Here is a 17,267-nt window from a genome sequence, read left to right as displayed (position 1 = left end):
GATCCGGCGGGCCCACGGGAAACCGACGAAAGAAGTTGAGAACATGGCTGTGCCCGGTGGCATGAGTTTCGAGCTGACCGAGGACCAGGAACTGATCCGCAGGTCGGTCGCCGAGCTGATGAAGAACTTCGGCGACCAGTACTGGATGGAAAAGGACCTCGCGCACGAGTTTCCGACGGAGTACTACAAGGCGCTGGCCGACGGCGGGTGGCTCGGCATCACCACTCCGGAGGAGTACGGCGGGCACGGCCTCGGCATCACCGAGGCGTCCATTCTTCTCGAAGAGGTCGCGCGATCCGGCGGTGGCATGAATGCCGCGACCGCGATCCACCTGTCCATCTTCGGGATGCACCCGGTAGTGGTGCACGGATCCGACGAGCTGAAGCAGCGGACCTTGCCACGGGTCGCCAGCGGTGATCTGCACGTGTGCTTCGGTGTCACCGAACCCGGTGCGGGACTGGACACCTCGCGCATCACCACGTTCGCTCGCCGCGAGGGCGACCACTACATCGTCAACGGGCGCAAGGTGTGGATCTCCAAGGCGATGGAGTCCGAGAAGATTCTCCTCCTGACCCGAACCCAGCGTTACGACGAGGTCGAGAAGAAGACCGACGGCATGACGCTGTTCCTCACCGATCTGGATCGAAGCCGTGTCGAAGTCCGGCCGATCCGGAAGATGGGGCGCAACGCGGTGTCCTCCAACGAGCTGTTCATCGACGACCTCCGCGTCCCCGTCGAGGACCGGGTCGGCGAGGAAGGCAAGGGATTCCAGTATCTTTTGGACGGTCTGAATCCGGAGCGTATGCTCATCGCGGCCGAGGCTCTCGGCATCGGGCGGGTCGCTCTGGACCGCGCCGTCAAGTACGGCAACGAGCGTGAGGTGTTCGGCCGGCCGATCGGCATGAACCAGGGAATCCAGTTCCCGCTCGCGGACTCGCTGGCACATCTCGATGCCGCAGAACTGGTGTTGCGCAAGGCGACCTGGCTCTACGACAACGGCAGGCCGTGCGGACGTGAGGCGAACACCGCCAAATATCTCTGCGCCGAAGCAGGTTTCACCGCGGCCGACCGGGCGCTGCAGACGCACGGGGGCATGGGGTACTCGGAGGAGTACAACGTCGCCCGCTATTTCCGTGAGGCTCGGGTGATGCGAATCGCCCCGATCAGCCAGGAAATGATTTTGAACTATCTGGGATCACACACTTTGGGAATGCCGAGGAGCTACTGATGGCAGGAAGCAATCCGTTGTTCGACCTGACCGGGCGGTCGGCGCTGGTGACCGGTGCGGCCGGTGGTATCGGCGCCGCGGTCGCGGAAGCACTTGCCGCGGCCGGTGCCTCGGTGATGGTGACCGACATCGACCCCGACGCCGCGGCCGCCGTCGCCGAGCGCATCACCGCGAACGGCGGCAAGGCCGACAGCGTCGGACTCGACGTGCGTGACCGCGCCGCCGCCGACGCCGCCGCAGCCCGGGCCGCCGGGTTCGGCCAGGGCGCGCTGCACATCCTGGTGAACAACGCCGGGGTCACCGAACCGGCGATGTTCAAGGACCTCGAGACCGAGAGCGTCCAGAAGATGCTCGACATCCATCTGCTGGGCGCGTTCAACTGCGCCAAGGCGGCGCTGCCGTTCCTCCCGACCGACGGCACCGGCCGGATCGTCAACGTCACGTCGTCGGCCGGAATCACGGGCACGCTCGGTCAGGTGAACTACTCCGCGGCGAAGGCCGGCATCATCGGTATCACCAAGTCCCTGGCGCGCGAACTGGCCCGCAAGAACATTCTCGTCAACGCCATCGCGCCGCTCGCGGCCACCCCGATGACGAACACCATCCGCACCGACGCGAAGTTCGCCGAGCAGATGCTCAACCGAATTCCGTTGCGCCGCTGGGCAGAACCGTCGGAGGTTGCGGGAGCGTTCGTGTTCCTCGCGTCCGATGCCGCTTCCTTCGTCACCGGCCAGGTGCTGCCGGTGGACGGTGGAATGGTGATGTGATGACACCGGAACCGGCATCCGCCGGTGCCGCGGCCGGTCCGCTCGACGGGGTCACCGTCGTCACCCTCGAACAGGCGGTCTCGGCGCCGATGGCCACCCGGGTGCTCGCCGACTTCGGGGCCCGCGTCATCAAGGTGGAGAACCCGAAGGGCGGGGACTTCGCCCGGGACTACGACGATGTGGTGGGTGGTCTTGCCGCGCACTTCGTGTGGGCGAACCGGGGCAAGGAGTCGGTCACGCTCGATCTGAAGTCCGATGCCGGACTGGACGTGCTGCACCGGCTGCTGGCGTCGGCGGACGCGCTCGTGTCCAACCTGGCGCCCGGTGCGACCGCGCGCCTCGGATTGACCGCCGCGGAACTCGAGAAGCGTTACCCGGAGCTGATCATCGTCGAGATCGACGGCTACGGCTCCGGGGGACCGCTGTCCCACAAACGTGCGTACGACCTTCTCGTGCAGGCGGAAGCGGGATCGTGCGCGGTGACCGGCTTCCCGGGTGAGCCGGCGAAACCGGGGCCGCCCTTCGCGGACATCTCGACCGGCCTGTACTCGGCCCTGTCGATCCTGGCGTTGTTGCTCGGCAAGGCGCGGAATCCCGAGCGCAACCGCGGTCTCGAGGCGGTGTCGGTCAGTCTGTTCGACACGATGACCGACATGATGGGCTACCCCCTGACCTACACCCAGCATTCGGGCGTGAACCAGCAACCGCTCGGGATGAGTTCGCCCGCGGTCGCACCCTACGGCGCCTACCGCACGGCGGACGAGCAGACGGTGGTCCTGGGCACGACGAACGACCGGGAATGGCAGCGGCTCGCCCGGGAGATCCTGCAGCGCGACGATCTGGCGGAGGACGAACGGTTCCGGACCAACTCCGACCGTGTCCGCAACCGTGCCGTGCTCGACGAGGCGATCGGCGAGTGGTGCGCCCGCCACGATCTCGCCCACGTACAGAAGACGGCCGACGAAGCGGGAATCGGCAACTCGCGCTACAACATTCCGAGTGAGGTGCTTGCTCATCCCCAGTTGAGCGAGCGCGACCGGTGGCGGACGCTCGACACGCCGGCCGGTTCGATCCAGGCGATCCTGCCACCGCCGATCATCGCCGGGCGCGAACTGAGGATGGACCCGGTCCCCGGTCTCGGTGAGCACACCGACCGCGTGCTGTCCGACTTCGGATACTCGCCGTCCGAGATCGAGGAACTGCGCCGCCAGGGCGCAATCGGCCCGGAGTACCGGCGGTGACCGGCGAGTCCCGGTCCGAGGGACCGGTGCTGCTGCGCGACGACCGCGACGGCGTCCGGACACTGACGTTGAACCGGCCACGCCGGAAGAACGCGATCGACACCGAACTGTGGGGGTGCCTGCGCGACGCACTCGACGACGCCGGGACCGACCCGGACGTGCGTGCCCTGGTGATCACCGGTGCTGCCGGCGCGTTCTGTTCGGGCGCGGACATCGCGAATCCCGGCACCTCGCACCCGATGCGCAAGATGCGGGTGCTGACCGACGTCGCCCTGCTGTTGCACGACCTGCCGGTGCCGACCGTCGCCAAGGTGAACGGTGTGGCGGTGGGTGCGGGCTGGAACCTGGCGCTCGGGTGCGACCTGGTGGTGGCCACCCCGGAATCGACGTTCTCGCAGATCTTCACGAAGCGGGGACTGTCGCTGGATCTCGGTGGTTCGTGGCTGCTGCCGAAGCTCGTCGGTCTTCAGCAGGCGAAGCGTCTGACGTTGCTCGCGGAGACGATCGATGCCGAGCAGGCACACGCGATGAATCTCGTGACGTGGGTGGTTCCCGGTGACGAAATCGACGTGTTCGTCGACGAACTCACGCGCAAGCTCGTCGCGGGGCCGCCGGTTGCGCTCGCCCAGACCAAGGCACTGCTCAACGAGGGTGCCGACCGGACTCTGCGCGACGCCCTCGCGAACGAGTCACGCGCACAGGCAACGAATTTCGCGACGGCCGACGCGCCGGAGGCGTTCTCGGCGTTCGTCGAGAAGCGGGAACCGCGATTCACGGGACAGTGGACGGTCAGCCGCGCACAGTAGCGCCGCGTGACCTGTCCTCGGATGACAATGGGAGAAGTAGATGCGTGAAGTGGTGATCGCGGAGGCGGTCCGGACACCGGTGGGCAAGCGCAACGGCGGGCTGGCGGGTGTGCACCCGGCGGACCTGTCCGCGGTGGTGCTCACGGCGCTCGCGGAGCGAACCGGGATCGACCCGGTGATCGTCGACGACGTGGTCTGGGGTTGTGTGTCCCAGGTCGGCGACCAGTCCAGCAACATCGGCCGGTACTCGGTGCTCGCGGCGGGCTGGCCGGAGAGCATTCCCGGCACCTCGGTGAACCGGGCGTGCGGGTCGAGCCAGCAGGCCCTGGACTTCGCCGTGCACGCGGTCATGTCCGGGCAGCAGGACGTCGTGGTCGCCGGCGGTGTCGAGTCGATGAGCCGGGTGCCGCTCGGCGCGGCGAGGGCCGACGGCATGCCGTACGGGCCGCGCGCGCTCGCCCGCTACGACAATTTCCAGTTCAACCAGGGCCTCGGCGCCGAGATGATCGCCGAGAAGTGGGGGTTCTCGCGGACCCGGCTCGACGAACTGTCGGCGCAGTCCCACGAGTGGGCGGCGGCGGCGATCGACCGGGGTGCGTTCGACGCCCAGATCGTGCCGGTCGAGACCGAGGACGGGACGGTCGCGCGCGACGAGGGGCTACGGCGCGGCACGACCGTCGAAAAGCTCGCGGGCCTGAAGCCGGTGTTCAAGGAGGACGGGGTGATCCACGCGGGGAACTCCTCGCAGATCGCCGACGGCGCAGCGGCGCTGCTGGTCACCACGCCTGAGAAGGCGCGCGAACTGGGTCTCACCCCGATCGTGCGGTACCGCGCCGGGGTGGTCGCCGGCTCCGATCCGGTGCTCATGCTGACCGGTCCGATCCCGGCGACCGAGAAGGTGCTGCGGAAGGCGGGACTGGGAATCGGTGACATCGGGGTGTTCGAGGTGAACGAGGCGTTCGCATCGGTGCCGTTGGCCTGGCTCGAGGAGACCGGTGCCGATCCGGCGCGGGTGAATCCTCTCGGTGGCGCGATCGCGCTGGGACATCCCCTCGGAGGTTCCGGAGCCATCCTCATGACGAGGATGGTCCACCACATGCGCGACAACGGGCTCCGGTACGGGCTGCAGACCATGTGCGAGGGCGGTGGTACGGCCAACGCGACCGTCGTCGAACTCGTGGACCGATAGCCGGGAGAATCCTGGGGAAGGGTACTCGGAATCCGTGTGAGCTGCTGCACGGAACTGCTCGATATGAGACCCTTGTCACATCCGGAAATCCAACCTACTGTGTACTAAGTAGGTTGGTCCGAAAGGAGCGAGGTGTCAGCACCGAGGCCGTACGACACACTCCTCTCCAAGGGCGAGGATCGCCGTCAGCTCATTCTTTCCGTCGCGCAGCGACTGCTGGCGCGGAACGGCTGGCGGAACACGACCCTCGCCCAGATCGCTGGAGAGGCCGGTGTCACCACCGCTGGGCTGCTGCATCACTTCGAGTCCAAGGACCAGTTGTTGCATGCGGTGCTCGATGCCCGCGACCGCGACGACGATGCACACGCGGATCGGTCCGGCGACCTGCTCGAACAGCTCGGGAGGGTGCCGGAGCGATTCGAGCGCTCACCTGAACTGGTGGGGATGTTCGCCACGCTGGTGATCGAGAACCTCGATCCGGCTGCACCCCTGCACGGTCGCCTGCTCGATCGATACCGGGCTTCGTTGGACACCGTCGAGGACGGCATCCGGCGCGGCCAACGCGCAGGGCGGTATCGCGCCGACGTGGACCCCGCGACCAAGGCTGTAGAGATCGTCGCCTTTCTCAACGGAATGGAAACCTCATGGCTGCTCGATCCATCGATTCCTCTTACCGCGGTGTTCCGGGAGTACATACAGTCGCTTACTCGACAGCTCATGCCCGACGCCACCAGCTGAGAAGGCGGCTGGCCGTCGTCGCACCGAATGTCGCCGACGCCGTCCAGTACGCCGGCGGCTGGCTCTTCGACCACGTGATGGCCGGCTGGGAGGTCACGGTCGCCGTGGCCGATCCCAAGGACGTGCGTCCGATCCGGATCCTCGGCGCGAACACCGTCGATCTGGAGTCGGCACTGTCCTCGCCCATCGGCCCGATGCCCGAATCCATTGCGGTGTCGGCGGATCTGTACGAAGCGGACAGCCGGATCCGCGAGGGCATGATCGACGCGCTCGACAACGGCCTCACCCGCATCGCAGTGTGGGGCGATGCCCTGCCGTCGGATCTGGATCGGAAGTTCGATTCGATCCAGCACCAGCTGAGCCTGGCGGCACGCGCCTTCAAGTCCCACGCCCTCGCGGCGGCGTCGGTGCCGTCCACCGCACCCGGTGTGGTCGAACAGTTCCGCAGCGGTGGAGCGGAACGATCGTTCGGATTCGCATCGGTGGGATGAGTGCGGCTTCGCCGCCGGTGTGCCTTTCCGGCGCCTGTAGCCGCCGGAAAGGCACACCGGGCGGTTACGCCACGTCGATGACGACCTTTCCGATCGCCCGGCCGTCGGAGACGATGCGCAGCGCCTCGACGGTGTCGTCGAGAGGCAGGCGCGCGCCGATGTGAGGGACGACCCGGCCGGTCGCGAGCAACTCACGCAATTCGGTTTCGTTGCGCCGCATCTCGTCCGGATCCAGGTCCTGGAACTGGAATCCGAGAATCCGCACGCCCTTGACGAGTACGAGATTCAGCGGGATCCGCGGAATCTCGCCTGAGGCGAAGCCGATCGTGACGAACCGTCCGCCGCGCCGCAGCGCCCGCAGCGCGACCTCGGACAGGTCGCCGCCGACCGGGTCCAGGACCACGTCGGCGCCACCGGGCAGCGCCTCCCGCAGCGCCGTCCGCACATCCACGGTGCGGTGGTCGACGAGGTGACGCGCCCCGTAGGACGCGGCGACCTCCAGCTTGTCGGGGGTGGACGCGACCGCGGTGACGGTCGCCCCCATGGCCACGGCGAGCTGGACGGCCGCGAGCCCGACCCCGCCGCCGGCGCCGAGCACGATCACCTCGTCGCCGGGGCGGACCCGGGCCACCGATCGCAGACTGTGATAGGCGGTCCGATGCGCGACACCGAACGCAGCGGCGACGTGGGCGTCGACGCCGTCCGGGATCGGTGTCAGGTTCCGCGCCGGGGCGACGACCTGTTCCGCGAACGCCCCGACGATGCCGGTGCCGACGACCCGGTCACCGACCGCGAAGTTCTCGACCCCGTCGCCCAATTCCTCGACGACACCGGCGAATTCGCTGCCGGGAACGAACGGCGGCGGAACGCTGACCTGATACTTGTCGGCGACGAGCAGGACATCCGGGAAGTTCACCGCGGCCGCGGCAACTCGCACCCGGACCTTGCCCGGCTCGAGTGCGGGCGGATCGAGGGTGCCGACGCGAACGACCTCGATGGATCCGTATTCGGGGCAGATCGCTGCACGCATGCGATCACCTGCCCTGCCATACGGGGGCGCGCTTCTCGACGAACGCCGCCGCACCCTCTTTGGCGTCCGCACTGGAGAAGACGGTGCTCTGCCATTCCTTCAGCCGGGATGCAGCGAGCGCGGAGTCGGACACCGACAGCCGGACCAGCTCCTTGCACGCGGCGAGCCCGAGCGGCGCGTTCGCAGCGATCCGCTCCGCGTATCCGAGCGCGGTGTCCAGAACCCGGTCCTGGGCGACCACCGCATTGACGAGTCCGAGTTCGTAGCCACGGGTCGCGGTGATCGGATCTCCGGTCAACGTCATCTCGAGTGCGGCGCCGACGGGGATGCGTGTCCCGATCGTCGTGCCCCCACCACCCGGGAACAGGCCCCGCTTCACTTCGGGGAGACCGAACTTCGCCTCGGTGGCGGCGACGATGATGTCGCATCCGAGGAGCAGTTCGAGCCCACCACCGACGGCGGTGCCGTTGGCGGCGCCCACCACCGGGACGGCGAGTTCCCCGGCGGACAGCCGGCGGTAGGCGTCGGCGTCGTCCGGGTTGTCGAACCCCACCGACCCTCCTTCGGCGAACACACGCAGATCCATGCCGGAGCAGAACGCGCGGTCGCCGGACCCGGTGAGGACGATCGCCCGGATCTCCGGATCGTTCTCGGCTTCGCGTGCGGCGGCCCCGAGACCGCGCATCATCGGACCGGTCAGGGCGTTGCGGGCCTCGGGACGGTCGAGGCGCAGGACCAGAACCTGCCCGCGCCTCTCCGTGACGAGCCCGTCGAATCCGCCGGTCATCCCTTGTAGTCCGTCGACTCGGCGAGTTCCGCCGCCGACTTCATGAGGTTGACGATGACCGGACCGTACGACTGCAGTTTGATGTCGTCGCCCGCGCGCTGGAAGCCCTGTTCGAGGACGATGGCAAGCTTCCACTTCGCCAGCACCAGGTAGTAGTCGAGGTCGTCGACCTGACGGCCGGAGACGTCGGCGTAGTGCGCGAGCATCTGCGAGCGGTTCGGCATCCCGGTCAGATCGACGTAGCTGACCGCGCTGTCCTCGATGGCGCTGGTGTCCTCGGGCCAGTTCATGAGCATCCAGCCGAGGTCGAGCTTCGGATCGCCGACGGTCCCCATCTCCCAGTCGACGAGCGCCGCGAGCTTCGCGGGAGCACCGTTGCGGTACATCACGTTCGCGAACTGGTAGTCGCCGTGCATCAGACCCGGGACGTAGTCGAGCGGGCGGTGGGTCTGCAGCCACTCGGTGGCGACATCCATACCTTCGATCTCGCGCGTCTTGATCCGTTCGAAGAATCGGGTCCAGCGGTCGACCTGCCGATCGTGGAAGCCTTCGGGCCGCCCGAGATCCTGGAGGCCTTGCGCTTTCCAGTCGACCTTCGAGAGCAGGGCGATGCCCTCGGCGAGCTGGTAGGCCAGTCCCTTTCGTGCCTCGACGTCGGAGTCGAACGGCGCGGGCCAGGTGCCGCGGTGATCCATCGGGGACCAGCCGTCGACAAACCCCATGAGGTAGAAGGAACGTCCGAGCACCGACGTGTCCTCGCACGCGGCCACGGCTTTCGTGTGCGGCACGTCGGTGCCGTCCAGCGCCTGGATGATGCGCCACTCGCGCATGATTCCGCTGTCGCGGTCGACGGGGGCGCCGGCCGGCGGGATCCGGATGACGCACGTGAAGTCGTCACGCGTGAGTTTGTAGATCTCGTTCTGGGTACCGCCGGACAGGTACTTCGCCTCGAGCGGGGCTCCCTTGCCGGGCAGGCCCTGCTCGTCCATCCATGCGGCGAGGCGTTCGGTGTCGATCACAGGTTCCCCACTTCGAGTTCGAGGTAGTCGGCGAATTTCGCCCGGGCAGCTTCTTGCTTCTTCGGGATCCACTCCGACGGCCACATGTCGTCGATCGGCTCGTAGTCGCGCAGAACCTGCTTCGCGACGGTCGTCTTGTGCACCTCGGTCGGTCCGTCGGCCAGACCCATCACCGCGGCGCCGTGGATCATCCGGAAGAACGGCATCTCGTTCGTGACACCGAGCGCACCGTGCACCTGCATTGCGCGCCAAGCGATGTCGTGCAGGACGGTGGGCATCACGATCTTCGCGGTCGCGATGTCCTTGCGCACCTTCTTGTAGTCGTTGTACTTGTCGATCTTCCACGCGGTGTTGAGCACGAACAGCCGGAACTGCGTGAGCTGCGCGTAGGAGTCGGCGATGTAACCCTGCACGGTCTGCTTGTCGGCGAGGCGGCTACCGGCTGTCTCGCGGCTGAGAGCGCGTTCGCACATCATGTCGATCGCCTTCTGCGCCAATCCGATCGTGCGCATGGCGTGGTGGATGCGGCCGCCGCCGAGGCGTACCTGCGCGGCCGCGAACGCCCCGCCCTCCTCGCCGAGCAGCGCGTCGGCGGACACCCGCACGTTGTTGTAGTGGATCAGTGCGTGAGTGCCCTCGTTCATCGGTTCGCCGTACAGCCCGACGTTGCGGACGATCTCGACACCCGGGGTGTCCGTGGGGACGAGGAACATCGACGTGCCCTTGTGCACCGGGACGTCGGGATCCGTCACGACCATCACGATGAGGAACTCGGCGGTCCGGGCGTTGGAAGAGAAGTACTTCCAGCCGTTGATCACCCAGTGGTCGCCGTCCTTGACGGCCCGGGTCCGGAACTGTGCCGGGTCGGCACCGCCCTGCGGTTCGGTCATCGAGTACGAGGAGAACACCTCGCCGTCGAGCAGCGGCTGCAGGTAGCGCTCCTTCTGCGCGGGAGTGCCGTAGTGAGCGATGATCTCGGCGTTGCCGGTGTCCGGTGCCTGGCAGCCGAACACGATCGGCGCCCAGCTCGATCGACCGAGGATCTCGTTGAGCAGCGCGAGTTTCAGCTGGCCGTAGCCCTGACCGCCGAGTTCGGGCCCGAGGTGCGTCGCCCACAGACGCTGTTCCCGGACCTCCTGTTTGAGCGGTTCGATCGCCTTGCGCCGGGCGCCGTCGAGCGGAACGAACTGTTCGTGTTCCCACACCAGATCGAGGGGTTCGACCTCTTCACGCACGAACGCGTCAGCCCAGTCGAGTTTCGCCTGGTACTCGGGGTCGGTTTCGAAATCCCATGCCATTGCATCTCCTCTCCACGAGTGAGAATATGACTCTTGCAATCAAGAATGCAATTCTGAGACGGGAAACGGCACTGCACAGACGATGTGCGGAAAGGCGAGCGATGAAGGCCGAAGACCTGTTCCACCTGGGCGTCGTGGCGGACGACCCGGAGTCGACCCGCGAGGAGTTCACCGCGCTCCTCGGATACGAGTGGGGACCGGAGGTCGGCGGCGCGGTGCCCGTGACGCTTCCCGCCGGCGACCGCACCGTCGATCTGCGATGCGCCTACTCGATCACCGAACCCCGCCTCGAGGTCGTGCGCAGCGTCCCGGGAACGATGTGGGAGGCCGGCGGCGGAATCCACCACGCCGGATACTGGTCCGACGACGTCGCGGCCGACGCCACCGCACTGGTCGCGCGGGGATTCGTCACCGAGGCCACCCGGGCCGGGGCCGACGGAGGCCTGTTCTTCGCATTCCTCCGCGGAACGACCGGGCTGCGGATCGAACTCGTCACCCGCGCCGCGGAGCAGGGGCTGCAGCGGTGCTGGGGAGCCGGCGCATGACCACGGTGGGCGTCGTGACCGGCGCGGGACGGGGAATGGGGTACGCCTGCGCGCAACGACTTTCCGGGACGGTGGACGTCCTGCTGCTCGTCGACCGCGATGCCGCAACCGCTGCTGCCGCCGCCGAAACCCTGGCCCCCGCGGGTGCGGTGGAGCCGATCGTCCTCGACATCACCGACGGCGATGCGCTCACCCGCCTCGCCGACCGCGTGTCCGAACTCGGCACGCTGCGCGCGGTGGCGCACGCGGCGGGAATCTCGCCGACGATGGCGGACTGGCGGCAGATTTTCACCGTCGATCTCGTCGCGACCGCGAGGCTGGCCGAGACGTTGCGTCCGCTCGCCACGGCCGGGACCGCGACCGTGTGCTTCGCGTCGATGGCGGCGTCGATGGCGCAATCGGGACTGACACCCGACGTCGCCGAGGTGCTCGACGATCCGCTCGGCGACCGGTTCCTGGACCGGATCCGTGCCGCAGCGGGTCCGACCGTCGAGCACAGCGGCGCCGCATATGCGCTGGCCAAGCTCGGCGTGCAGCGGTTCGTGCGCCGCGAGGCGGTGCGGCTCGGTCCGCGCGGGGCCCGGATCTGCTCGGTCTCGCCGGGCATCATCGACACCCCGCAGGGGCGGCAGGAAGCGGAGAACAATCCCCGGATGGCCGGGTTCGTGCAGCAGACCCCACTGGGCAGGACGGGCCGTGCGGACGAGGTCGCGGCCGTGGTAGCGTTCGCGCTCTCGGATGACGCGGGCTTCCTGAGCGGCACAGATCTTCTCGTCGACGGAGGCGTGTGCGCCGCGATGAGCACGTAGAACAGGGATGACCATGACGGAACCGGCCGACGACCTCGCGTACCGTATCGCGCAGCGCACGCTCGCGAGACGAGGGGACAACTACGCCAACGAGGTTCGCAGTCTTCTCGATGCGGCCGTGGTGGTGATGAAGAAGTCCGGCACGGCCTCGCGCGCGCGAGTCGCGGACATCGTCGCCGAATCCGGCCTGTCGAACGATGCCTTCTACCGGCACTTCCGGTCGAAGGACGCACTTGTCGCCGCGATCCTCGAGGACGGCACCGCACGCCTCCGCGACTATGTCGCCCATCAGATGAGCAAGGAAACCACGCCGGAGGGGCAGGTCCGGCGCTGGGTCGAGGGCGTGATGTCGCAGGGCGCCGACGACGTCGGCGCGGCCACCCGGGCGGTGCTGTGGAACACGGCCGGCCTGGGGGAGTACAGCGAGTCCGGTCCGCCTTCGCCCAGCGGCCCGCTCGCGGGCCTGCTGCACGCACCCTTCGCCGAATTGGGCAGTGCGGACCCGCAGTTCGACGCGAACCTCGCCGCACACGCGACGATCGGCATGCTCGTCGATCACCTCTGGCGACGGGTTGTGCCGGCTCCCGGTGACATCGACCGGATCACCGCGTTCTGCCTCCGGACCGCAGCCTCCGGGCGCTGAGCTACACAGCCTCCGGACGCTGAGCTACACAGCCTCCCGGCGCTGAGCTACACAGCCTCCCGGCGCTGAGCTACACAGTCTCCGGACGCTGATCTACGCCGGGTCGGAGGGCGCGTCCGGCCGCAGGCTGCGAAGGAAGATCTCCACGGCCATCGCCGTGTGCCGTTCCTGTTCCTCCTCGCTGCGGAGAATGCCGAACGAGGCGAGCCGTGAGGGCGCACCGGTCGCCATTCCGAGGAAGTGCTCGGCGAGCACGTCCGGATCGTCGGCCTGGATCGCTCCGGTCGCGGCGTGCCGTCGCAGCAGGTCGGCGACGAGTTGCCGGCGCGGCCAGAATCCCGTGCCGTACGTGCGGCGGGCGAGGTCCGGATAGCGCGACGCGTGCGCGATGGCGATCTGCTCGAGCTTGATCATCGACGGATCGAGCGCGCGGCGCAGCGCAGCCTGGGCGATCGCGGTCAGGGCGCCCGGAAGGTCGTCCAGGTCCGGGTCCTCCGGTTCGGGTACGGGCCAGTTCGGCCGCTGGATCGCCCATCCGAGCACGGACCGGAAGACGTCCTCCTTGGTGGGAAACCGGGCGTAGAGCGTCGGTTTGGTGGTGCCGGCCTCGGCGGCGATGGCGTTCATGGACGTGCCCTCGTAGCCGTGTTCGAGGAACAGCTTCAGCGCCGCTTCGCGGACGGCACGGTCGAGCTGGGATGCCTGCTCCCGGGTGGGGCGCCCACCGCGTCGTGGTGCGGCGGAACCGTCGGGCTTCTGCGGTGTCATGAAACGAAGTGTGCCAGGCGATTCCGCTATGGACATTTAACTTGACCGATGGGTAAAGTTATCGCAGCGAATCCCCCACCGGCCGGAGGCCCACATGTCCGAGACGACCATGCAGCGGGACGTCATCGCCACGCTCGATTCTCATTTCCAGCAGCGCAAGCAGCAGGTTCCGTTGCTGGCGCAGCGCGCCGAGGCGGAGGGCATCACGCAGATCACCTCCCGTGAGGACATGATCCCGCTGCTCTTCCCCCACACGACGTACAAGAGCTACCCGGAATCCCTGATCGCGAAAGGCCAGTGGGCCACCATGAATCGGTGGCTCGACTCCGTGTCGGCCCATCGCGTCACCGACGTCGACGTCTCGGGTGTCACGGACGTGGACGGCTGGATCGAGGCACTCGAAGCCGCCGGCCACCTCGTGTCCAGCTCGAGCGGCACCAGCGGAAAAGGATCGTTCCTCAACAAGTCCCTGCGTGACCGTGAAGCCAACATGCAGAACATGATCGACGGACTGACCGAGATGGGACTGCCGCCGGAGCGGACCTGGCACGTCATCCCTGTCGGCCCCGACACCGGTCAGAGCGCGCACGTCGCGATGCGCGACATGATCATCGACAAGTACCGCCGGCCCGACGGCATCCCGCTGTTCGAGGGCACACCGCCGACCGGTCATCACCGCTACATGGCACGGCTGCAGGCGATGCGCCGGGCCATGGCGGACGGCACGGCCGCACCCGACGAGATCGCCGCATTCGAGGCCGAGGCACAGGTGCGCGCAGCGGAACAGGAACGCCGGTTGCACCACTGGGCCGACCACATTCTGGCCCGTCCCGACGAGCGCGTCTTCTTCAACTCCCAGTTCACCCAGCTGTTCCGGCTCGTCGAGATCCTGCGGGAGAAGGGAGCCCGGGACGGCGACATCACCGGGGCGAACGCGCTGACCGTCGGCGGCGGCCTCAAGGGCAACACCCTGCCCGACGACTACCAGGAGCAGATCTTCCGGATGCTGAACATCGCCCCGGAACGCTTCTTCCACTACTACTCGATGCAGGAACTCAACCTCCGCATGCCGCGGTGCCTCGGCGGGCGCTACCACGTACCCGACGAGATCGTCCTGTTCGTGCTCGACAAGGACGGCACGAAGCTCGCCGAACCGGACGGTGACGCCGTCACCGGTCGCGCCGCATTCTTCGACACGACGGTCGACGGACGCTGGGGCGGAACGATCTCCGGCGACCGCATCACCGTCGACCTCCGCGACTGCCCGTGCGGACGCAGCGGCCCGACCGTCCTGCCCGGCATCGCCCGCTTCACCGACCTCGGAGACGACGACAAGATCACGTGTGCCGGCACCATGGACGCCTACGTCCGCGGGTTCATCGAGGAATGAGACGACCATGACCGCAACCACTTCCGCCCCTGCCACGTCCGAGATCCGGGTGCCCCACTTCGTTCGCGGCGAGCTCGTCTGGGGCGAGGACAGTGAATACCTCTCCCGCGACTTCGGTGTTCCGTTCGTGACACCGAAACTCGAATACAACGGCCTGTTCGCACCGCGATCGGAGGTCGGCCCCGCGTTCGACGTCCCGATCTCGGAGATCATCGACTTCCTCGTCGAAACCGCGCAGCACCTGACCCTCGACAAGAACGAATACCTGCAGGAATCACTCGAGATGACCGTGCAGGTCAGTGCGCTTCCGCGGCGCATCATCGAGAACACCTTCGCGCGTCCGGGCCAGTTCCTGACCAGGCAGGCACTCGAATACCGGCTCGAGCGCACGTTCGGCAGCCTCGACGTCCTCGACGGCTGGTCCGAGCGCACCGACCCGAACGGCAACGTCAGCCGGGTACGGGCGTTCCCGCCGCGCCTGGTCCACATGATGGCCGGCAACTCCCCGAGCGCCGCGATGACCACCATCGCCGATGCCGCACTGACCAAGGGCGTCAACCTGTTCAAGATGCCCTCGGCCGACCCGTTCACCACCGTCGCCGTGCTCCGCACCATGGCCGACATCGCTCCCGGCCATCCGGTGCTCCGATCCATGTCGGCGGTGTACTGGCGCGGCGGCGACGAGAAGGTCGAGAACATTCTCTACCGCTCCCAGTACTTCGACAAACTCGTCGCGTGGGGTGGCGGTTCCGCGATCGAGAACGCCGCCAAGTACGCGGGTCCGGGATTCCAGCTGATCTCGTTCGACCCCAAGGTGTCGATGTCGATCGTCGGCCGCGAGGCCTTCGAATCCGAAGAGACGCTGCGCGAGGTCGCCGAACTGGCCGCCCGCGACGCCACGATCTTCAACCAGGACGCGTGCCTCGCGGCCCGGCACATCTGCATCGAGGGCGACGTCGAGCAGACCGACCGATTCTGCGCCCTGCTGCACGAGCGCCTCGGTGTGGACCGCGATTTCGCGGAAGCTGCCGGTCCGAAACCCAACGCGGAGATCCGGGACGCGGTCGAGGGAATGCGATTCCTCGAACCGGACTACCGCGTGTGGGGCACGTTCGACGGCAGCGGCCTCGTGGTCCGCTCGCCGGAAATGGTGGACTTCCATCCGACGAACAAGACCGTCAACGTCATTCCGGTCCGGGACATGCGCGACGCCGCGTCCTACGCGACGGTCGCCACCCAGACGGTCGGCGTCTACCCGGCCCACCGCAAGACCGAGGTGCGCGACCTGCTCGCCACCGCCGGCGTCCAGCGCATCGTCCGCCTCGGCAGCGCCCTCACCGGCAGCATGGGCAGCCCCCACGACGGCATGTACCCGCTGCACCGCTTCGTGAACTGGGTGGTGGACGACGATGCTTGAACCGACACCCATGCCCTGGCGGGTACTCGGCCGATCCGGGATTCGTGTGAGCGAATTCTGCCTGGGCGCGATGACCTTCGGAACCGACTGGGGTTTCGGCGCCGACGAGGAGACCTCCCGCGCGATCTACCGGGAGTACCGGGAGGCCGGCGGGAACTTCGTCGACACCGCGAACAACTACACAGACGGAGCGAGCGAGGAGATCCTCGGCCGGCTCGTCGCCGGGGAGCGCGACTCCGTCGTCCTGAGTACGAAATACACGCTGTGCACGGACCCGGACGACCCGAACTCCGGTGGCAACCACCGGAAGAGCCTGCGCCGCAGCATCGAGACCAGCCTGCGGCGCCTCGGCACCGAGTACATCGACCTGCTGTGGGTGCACGCGTGGGACCGGTTCACCCCCGTCGACGAAACGCTGCGCGCGCTCGACGATCTGGTGCGCTCCGGCAAGGTCCTCGCGATCGGGGTGACCAACACGCCGGCGTGGGTGGTCGCACGGTCCGCGGCGATCGCGGAACTGCGCGGGTGGACCTCCTTCTGCGCCCTGCAGGTCGAATACTCCCTCGTCACAAGGACAGCCGAACGGGAACTGCTTCCCATGGCGCAGGCCCACGACCTCGCGATGTGCGCGTGGAGCCCCCTCGCGCGGGGACTGCTCGCCCGGGAACTCTCGTCCGAACGGGAGGAGAAGCTCGCGTCGGTCGTGCGCCGCGCCCGCGACGCGGCCCGGGAGATCGCCGCGGAACTGGGCACCACGCCGGCCCGCGTCGCGATCGCCTGGGTACGCAGCCGCGGATTGCTCCCGTCGATCGGGGCGCGCACCGTGGAACAGTTGCGGGACAACATCGGAGCCCTCGCCGTCGATCTCGACGACGACCATCTCACCCGGCTCGACGACGCCACCCGAATCCGTCTAGGCTACCCCCACGACTTCCTGGACGGCCTGTACGAGAGGCGCACTCTGCCCCCGCCGGCCGCCCCGCGCGACACCCCGGCAACCCCGGGACCCGCGCGGCTCCGAACCTGACGTCACGAAGGGCTGTGAGCTCGATGGACACACTCGACCACTGGATCACCGGGGCACCGGTCGCGGCGTCGACC

The 17,267-nt window shown here is 67.8% G+C and carries 18 protein-coding genes; 13 read left to right on the top strand and 5 right to left on the bottom strand.

Annotated features, from left to right (window positions below):
• Window positions 1-61: 61 nt before the first annotated feature.
• The 7 genes from ACN675_RS06500 to ACN675_RS06470 all read left to right on the top strand — a co-directional run bounded on the left by ACN675_RS06500 (window position 62) and on the right by ACN675_RS06470 (window position 6,460).
• Window positions 62-1,228, top strand: a complete 1,167-nt coding sequence (locus ACN675_RS06500) for an acyl-CoA dehydrogenase family protein (RefSeq protein WP_420750129.1) — start codon at window positions 62-64, stop codon at window positions 1,226-1,228.
• Window positions 1,228-1,995, top strand: a complete 768-nt coding sequence (locus ACN675_RS06495) for an SDR family NAD(P)-dependent oxidoreductase (protein WP_420750078.1) — start codon at window positions 1,228-1,230, stop codon at window positions 1,993-1,995. The genes ACN675_RS06500 and ACN675_RS06495 overlap by 1 nt, the downstream gene beginning before the upstream one ends.
• Entirely contained in the window at window positions 1,995-3,236 is a 1,242-nt protein-coding gene (locus ACN675_RS06490) for a CaiB/BaiF CoA transferase family protein (protein ID WP_420750077.1), read from the top strand. Before ACN675_RS06495 ends, ACN675_RS06490 begins: the two co-directional genes overlap by 1 nt.
• Window positions 3,233-4,042, top strand: coding sequence for an enoyl-CoA hydratase/isomerase family protein (locus ACN675_RS06485; protein WP_420750076.1), 810 nt, complete (start codon window positions 3,233-3,235; stop codon window positions 4,040-4,042). Before ACN675_RS06490 ends, ACN675_RS06485 begins: the two co-directional genes overlap by 4 nt.
• A 40-nt stretch (window positions 4,043-4,082) precedes the next feature.
• A complete protein-coding gene (locus tag ACN675_RS06480; protein WP_420750075.1) occupies window positions 4,083-5,231 on the top strand; it encodes a thiolase family protein in 1,149 nt (382 codons plus the stop codon).
• A gap of 132 nt (window positions 5,232-5,363) precedes the next feature.
• Window positions 5,364-5,969, top strand: a complete 606-nt coding sequence (locus ACN675_RS06475; protein WP_420750074.1) for a TetR/AcrR family transcriptional regulator — start codon at window positions 5,364-5,366, stop codon at window positions 5,967-5,969.
• Window positions 5,966-6,460, top strand: a complete 495-nt coding sequence (locus ACN675_RS06470) for a hypothetical protein (protein ID WP_420750128.1) — start codon at window positions 5,966-5,968, stop codon at window positions 6,458-6,460. The genes ACN675_RS06475 and ACN675_RS06470 overlap by 4 nt, the downstream gene beginning before the upstream one ends.
• A gap of 64 nt (window positions 6,461-6,524) precedes the next feature.
• Here ACN675_RS06470 and ACN675_RS06465 read toward each other — a convergent pair whose 3' ends face one another.
• The 4 genes from ACN675_RS06465 to ACN675_RS06450 are packed head-to-tail and all read right to left on the bottom strand — an operon-like array spanning window position 6,525 to window position 10,594.
• Window positions 6,525-7,490, bottom strand: coding sequence for an NADPH:quinone oxidoreductase family protein (locus ACN675_RS06465; RefSeq protein WP_420750073.1), 966 nt, complete (start codon window positions 7,488-7,490; stop codon window positions 6,525-6,527).
• Window positions 7,491-7,494: 4 nt separating this feature from the next.
• Window positions 7,495-8,277 carry an enoyl-CoA hydratase/isomerase family protein gene (locus ACN675_RS06460; protein WP_420750072.1) on the bottom strand — a complete coding sequence of 261 codons (783 nt, stop codon included), beginning with the start codon at window positions 8,275-8,277 and terminating at the stop codon, window positions 7,495-7,497.
• Window positions 8,274-9,296, bottom strand: a complete 1,023-nt coding sequence (locus tag ACN675_RS06455; RefSeq protein ID WP_420750071.1) for a phosphotransferase family protein — start codon at window positions 9,294-9,296, stop codon at window positions 8,274-8,276. Before ACN675_RS06455 ends, ACN675_RS06460 begins: the two co-directional genes overlap by 4 nt.
• Entirely contained in the window at window positions 9,293-10,594 is a 1,302-nt protein-coding gene (locus ACN675_RS06450; protein ID WP_420750070.1) for an acyl-CoA dehydrogenase family protein, read from the bottom strand. The genes ACN675_RS06455 and ACN675_RS06450 overlap by 4 nt, the downstream gene beginning before the upstream one ends.
• 101 nt (window positions 10,595-10,695) lie before the next feature.
• Between ACN675_RS06450 and ACN675_RS06445 the strand changes: the two genes are divergently transcribed.
• The 3 genes from ACN675_RS06445 to ACN675_RS06435 are packed head-to-tail and all read left to right on the top strand — an operon-like array spanning window position 10,696 to window position 12,591.
• On the top strand, window positions 10,696-11,139 hold the full coding sequence (locus tag ACN675_RS06445; protein WP_420750069.1) for a VOC family protein: 444 nt from the start codon (window positions 10,696-10,698) through the stop codon (window positions 11,137-11,139).
• The gene (locus tag ACN675_RS06440) at window positions 11,136-11,948 is read left to right on the top strand and encodes an SDR family oxidoreductase (RefSeq protein WP_420750068.1); all 813 of its coding nucleotides are present in this window, start codon (window positions 11,136-11,138) and stop codon (window positions 11,946-11,948) included. Before ACN675_RS06445 ends, ACN675_RS06440 begins: the two co-directional genes overlap by 4 nt.
• 13 nt (window positions 11,949-11,961) lie before the next feature.
• Entirely contained in the window at window positions 11,962-12,591 is a 630-nt protein-coding gene (locus ACN675_RS06435; protein WP_420750067.1) for a TetR/AcrR family transcriptional regulator, read from the top strand.
• A gap of 93 nt (window positions 12,592-12,684) precedes the next feature.
• On the opposite strand, the gene ACN675_RS06430 is transcribed toward ACN675_RS06435, so the two are convergent.
• Window positions 12,685-13,359: a TetR/AcrR family transcriptional regulator gene (locus tag ACN675_RS06430; RefSeq protein WP_420750066.1), complete on the bottom strand. Its 675-nt coding sequence runs from the start codon at window positions 13,357-13,359 to the stop codon at window positions 12,685-12,687.
• Between the two features lie 94 nt (window positions 13,360-13,453).
• Between ACN675_RS06430 and ACN675_RS06425 the strand changes: the two genes are divergently transcribed.
• The 3 genes from ACN675_RS06425 to ACN675_RS06415 all read left to right on the top strand — a co-directional run bounded on the left by ACN675_RS06425 (window position 13,454) and on the right by ACN675_RS06415 (window position 17,193).
• Window positions 13,454-14,749, top strand: coding sequence for a hypothetical protein (locus ACN675_RS06425; RefSeq protein WP_420750065.1), 1,296 nt, complete (start codon window positions 13,454-13,456; stop codon window positions 14,747-14,749).
• A 7-nt stretch (window positions 14,750-14,756) separates the two neighbouring features.
• Entirely contained in the window at window positions 14,757-16,166 is a 1,410-nt protein-coding gene (locus ACN675_RS06420; RefSeq protein ID WP_420750064.1) for an acyl-CoA reductase, read from the top strand.
• A gap of 70 nt (window positions 16,167-16,236) precedes the next feature.
• A complete protein-coding gene (locus tag ACN675_RS06415) occupies window positions 16,237-17,193 on the top strand; it encodes an aldo/keto reductase (RefSeq protein ID WP_420750063.1) in 957 nt (318 codons plus the stop codon).
• Window positions 17,194-17,267 lie beyond the last annotated feature (74 nt).

The sequence above is a fragment of the Rhodococcus sp. O3 genome (assembly GCF_048897285.1).
Lineage (GTDB): Bacteria > Actinomycetota > Actinomycetes > Mycobacteriales > Mycobacteriaceae > Rhodococcus.
This window is presented reverse-complemented; position numbering and strand designations above follow the sequence as displayed.

Bases quoted from the DNA above. Each gene is read 5' to 3' on its own strand.
- ACN675_RS06500 (WP_420750129.1), top strand. From the start codon at position 62: ATGAGTTTCGAGCTGACCGAGGACCAGGAACTGATCCGCAGGTCGGTC.
- ACN675_RS06495 (WP_420750078.1), top strand. From the start codon at position 1,228: ATGGCAGGAAGCAATCCGTTGTTCGACCTGACCGGGCGGTCGGCGCTG.
- ACN675_RS06490 (WP_420750077.1), top strand. From the start codon at position 1,995: ATGACACCGGAACCGGCATCCGCCGGTGCCGCGGCCGGTCCGCTCGAC.
- ACN675_RS06480 (WP_420750075.1), top strand. From the start codon at position 4,083: ATGCGTGAAGTGGTGATCGCGGAGGCGGTCCGGACACCGGTGGGCAAG.
- ACN675_RS06465 (WP_420750073.1), bottom strand. From the start codon at position 7,490: ATGCGTGCAGCGATCTGCCCCGAATACGGATCCATCGAGGTCGTTCGC.
- ACN675_RS06460 (WP_420750072.1), bottom strand. From the start codon at position 8,277: ATGACCGGCGGATTCGACGGGCTCGTCACGGAGAGGCGCGGGCAGGTT.
- ACN675_RS06450 (WP_420750070.1), bottom strand. From the start codon at position 10,594: ATGGCATGGGATTTCGAAACCGACCCCGAGTACCAGGCGAAACTCGAC.
- ACN675_RS06445 (WP_420750069.1), top strand. From the start codon at position 10,696: ATGAAGGCCGAAGACCTGTTCCACCTGGGCGTCGTGGCGGACGACCCG.
- ACN675_RS06440 (WP_420750068.1), top strand. From the start codon at position 11,136: ATGACCACGGTGGGCGTCGTGACCGGCGCGGGACGGGGAATGGGGTAC.
- ACN675_RS06435 (WP_420750067.1), top strand. From the start codon at position 11,962: ATGACGGAACCGGCCGACGACCTCGCGTACCGTATCGCGCAGCGCACG.
- ACN675_RS06430 (WP_420750066.1), bottom strand. From the start codon at position 13,359: ATGACACCGCAGAAGCCCGACGGTTCCGCCGCACCACGACGCGGTGGG.
- ACN675_RS06425 (WP_420750065.1), top strand. From the start codon at position 13,454: ATGTCCGAGACGACCATGCAGCGGGACGTCATCGCCACGCTCGATTCT.
- ACN675_RS06420 (WP_420750064.1), top strand. From the start codon at position 14,757: ATGACCGCAACCACTTCCGCCCCTGCCACGTCCGAGATCCGGGTGCCC.
- ACN675_RS06415 (WP_420750063.1), top strand. From the start codon at position 16,237: ATGACCTTCGGAACCGACTGGGGTTTCGGCGCCGACGAGGAGACCTCC.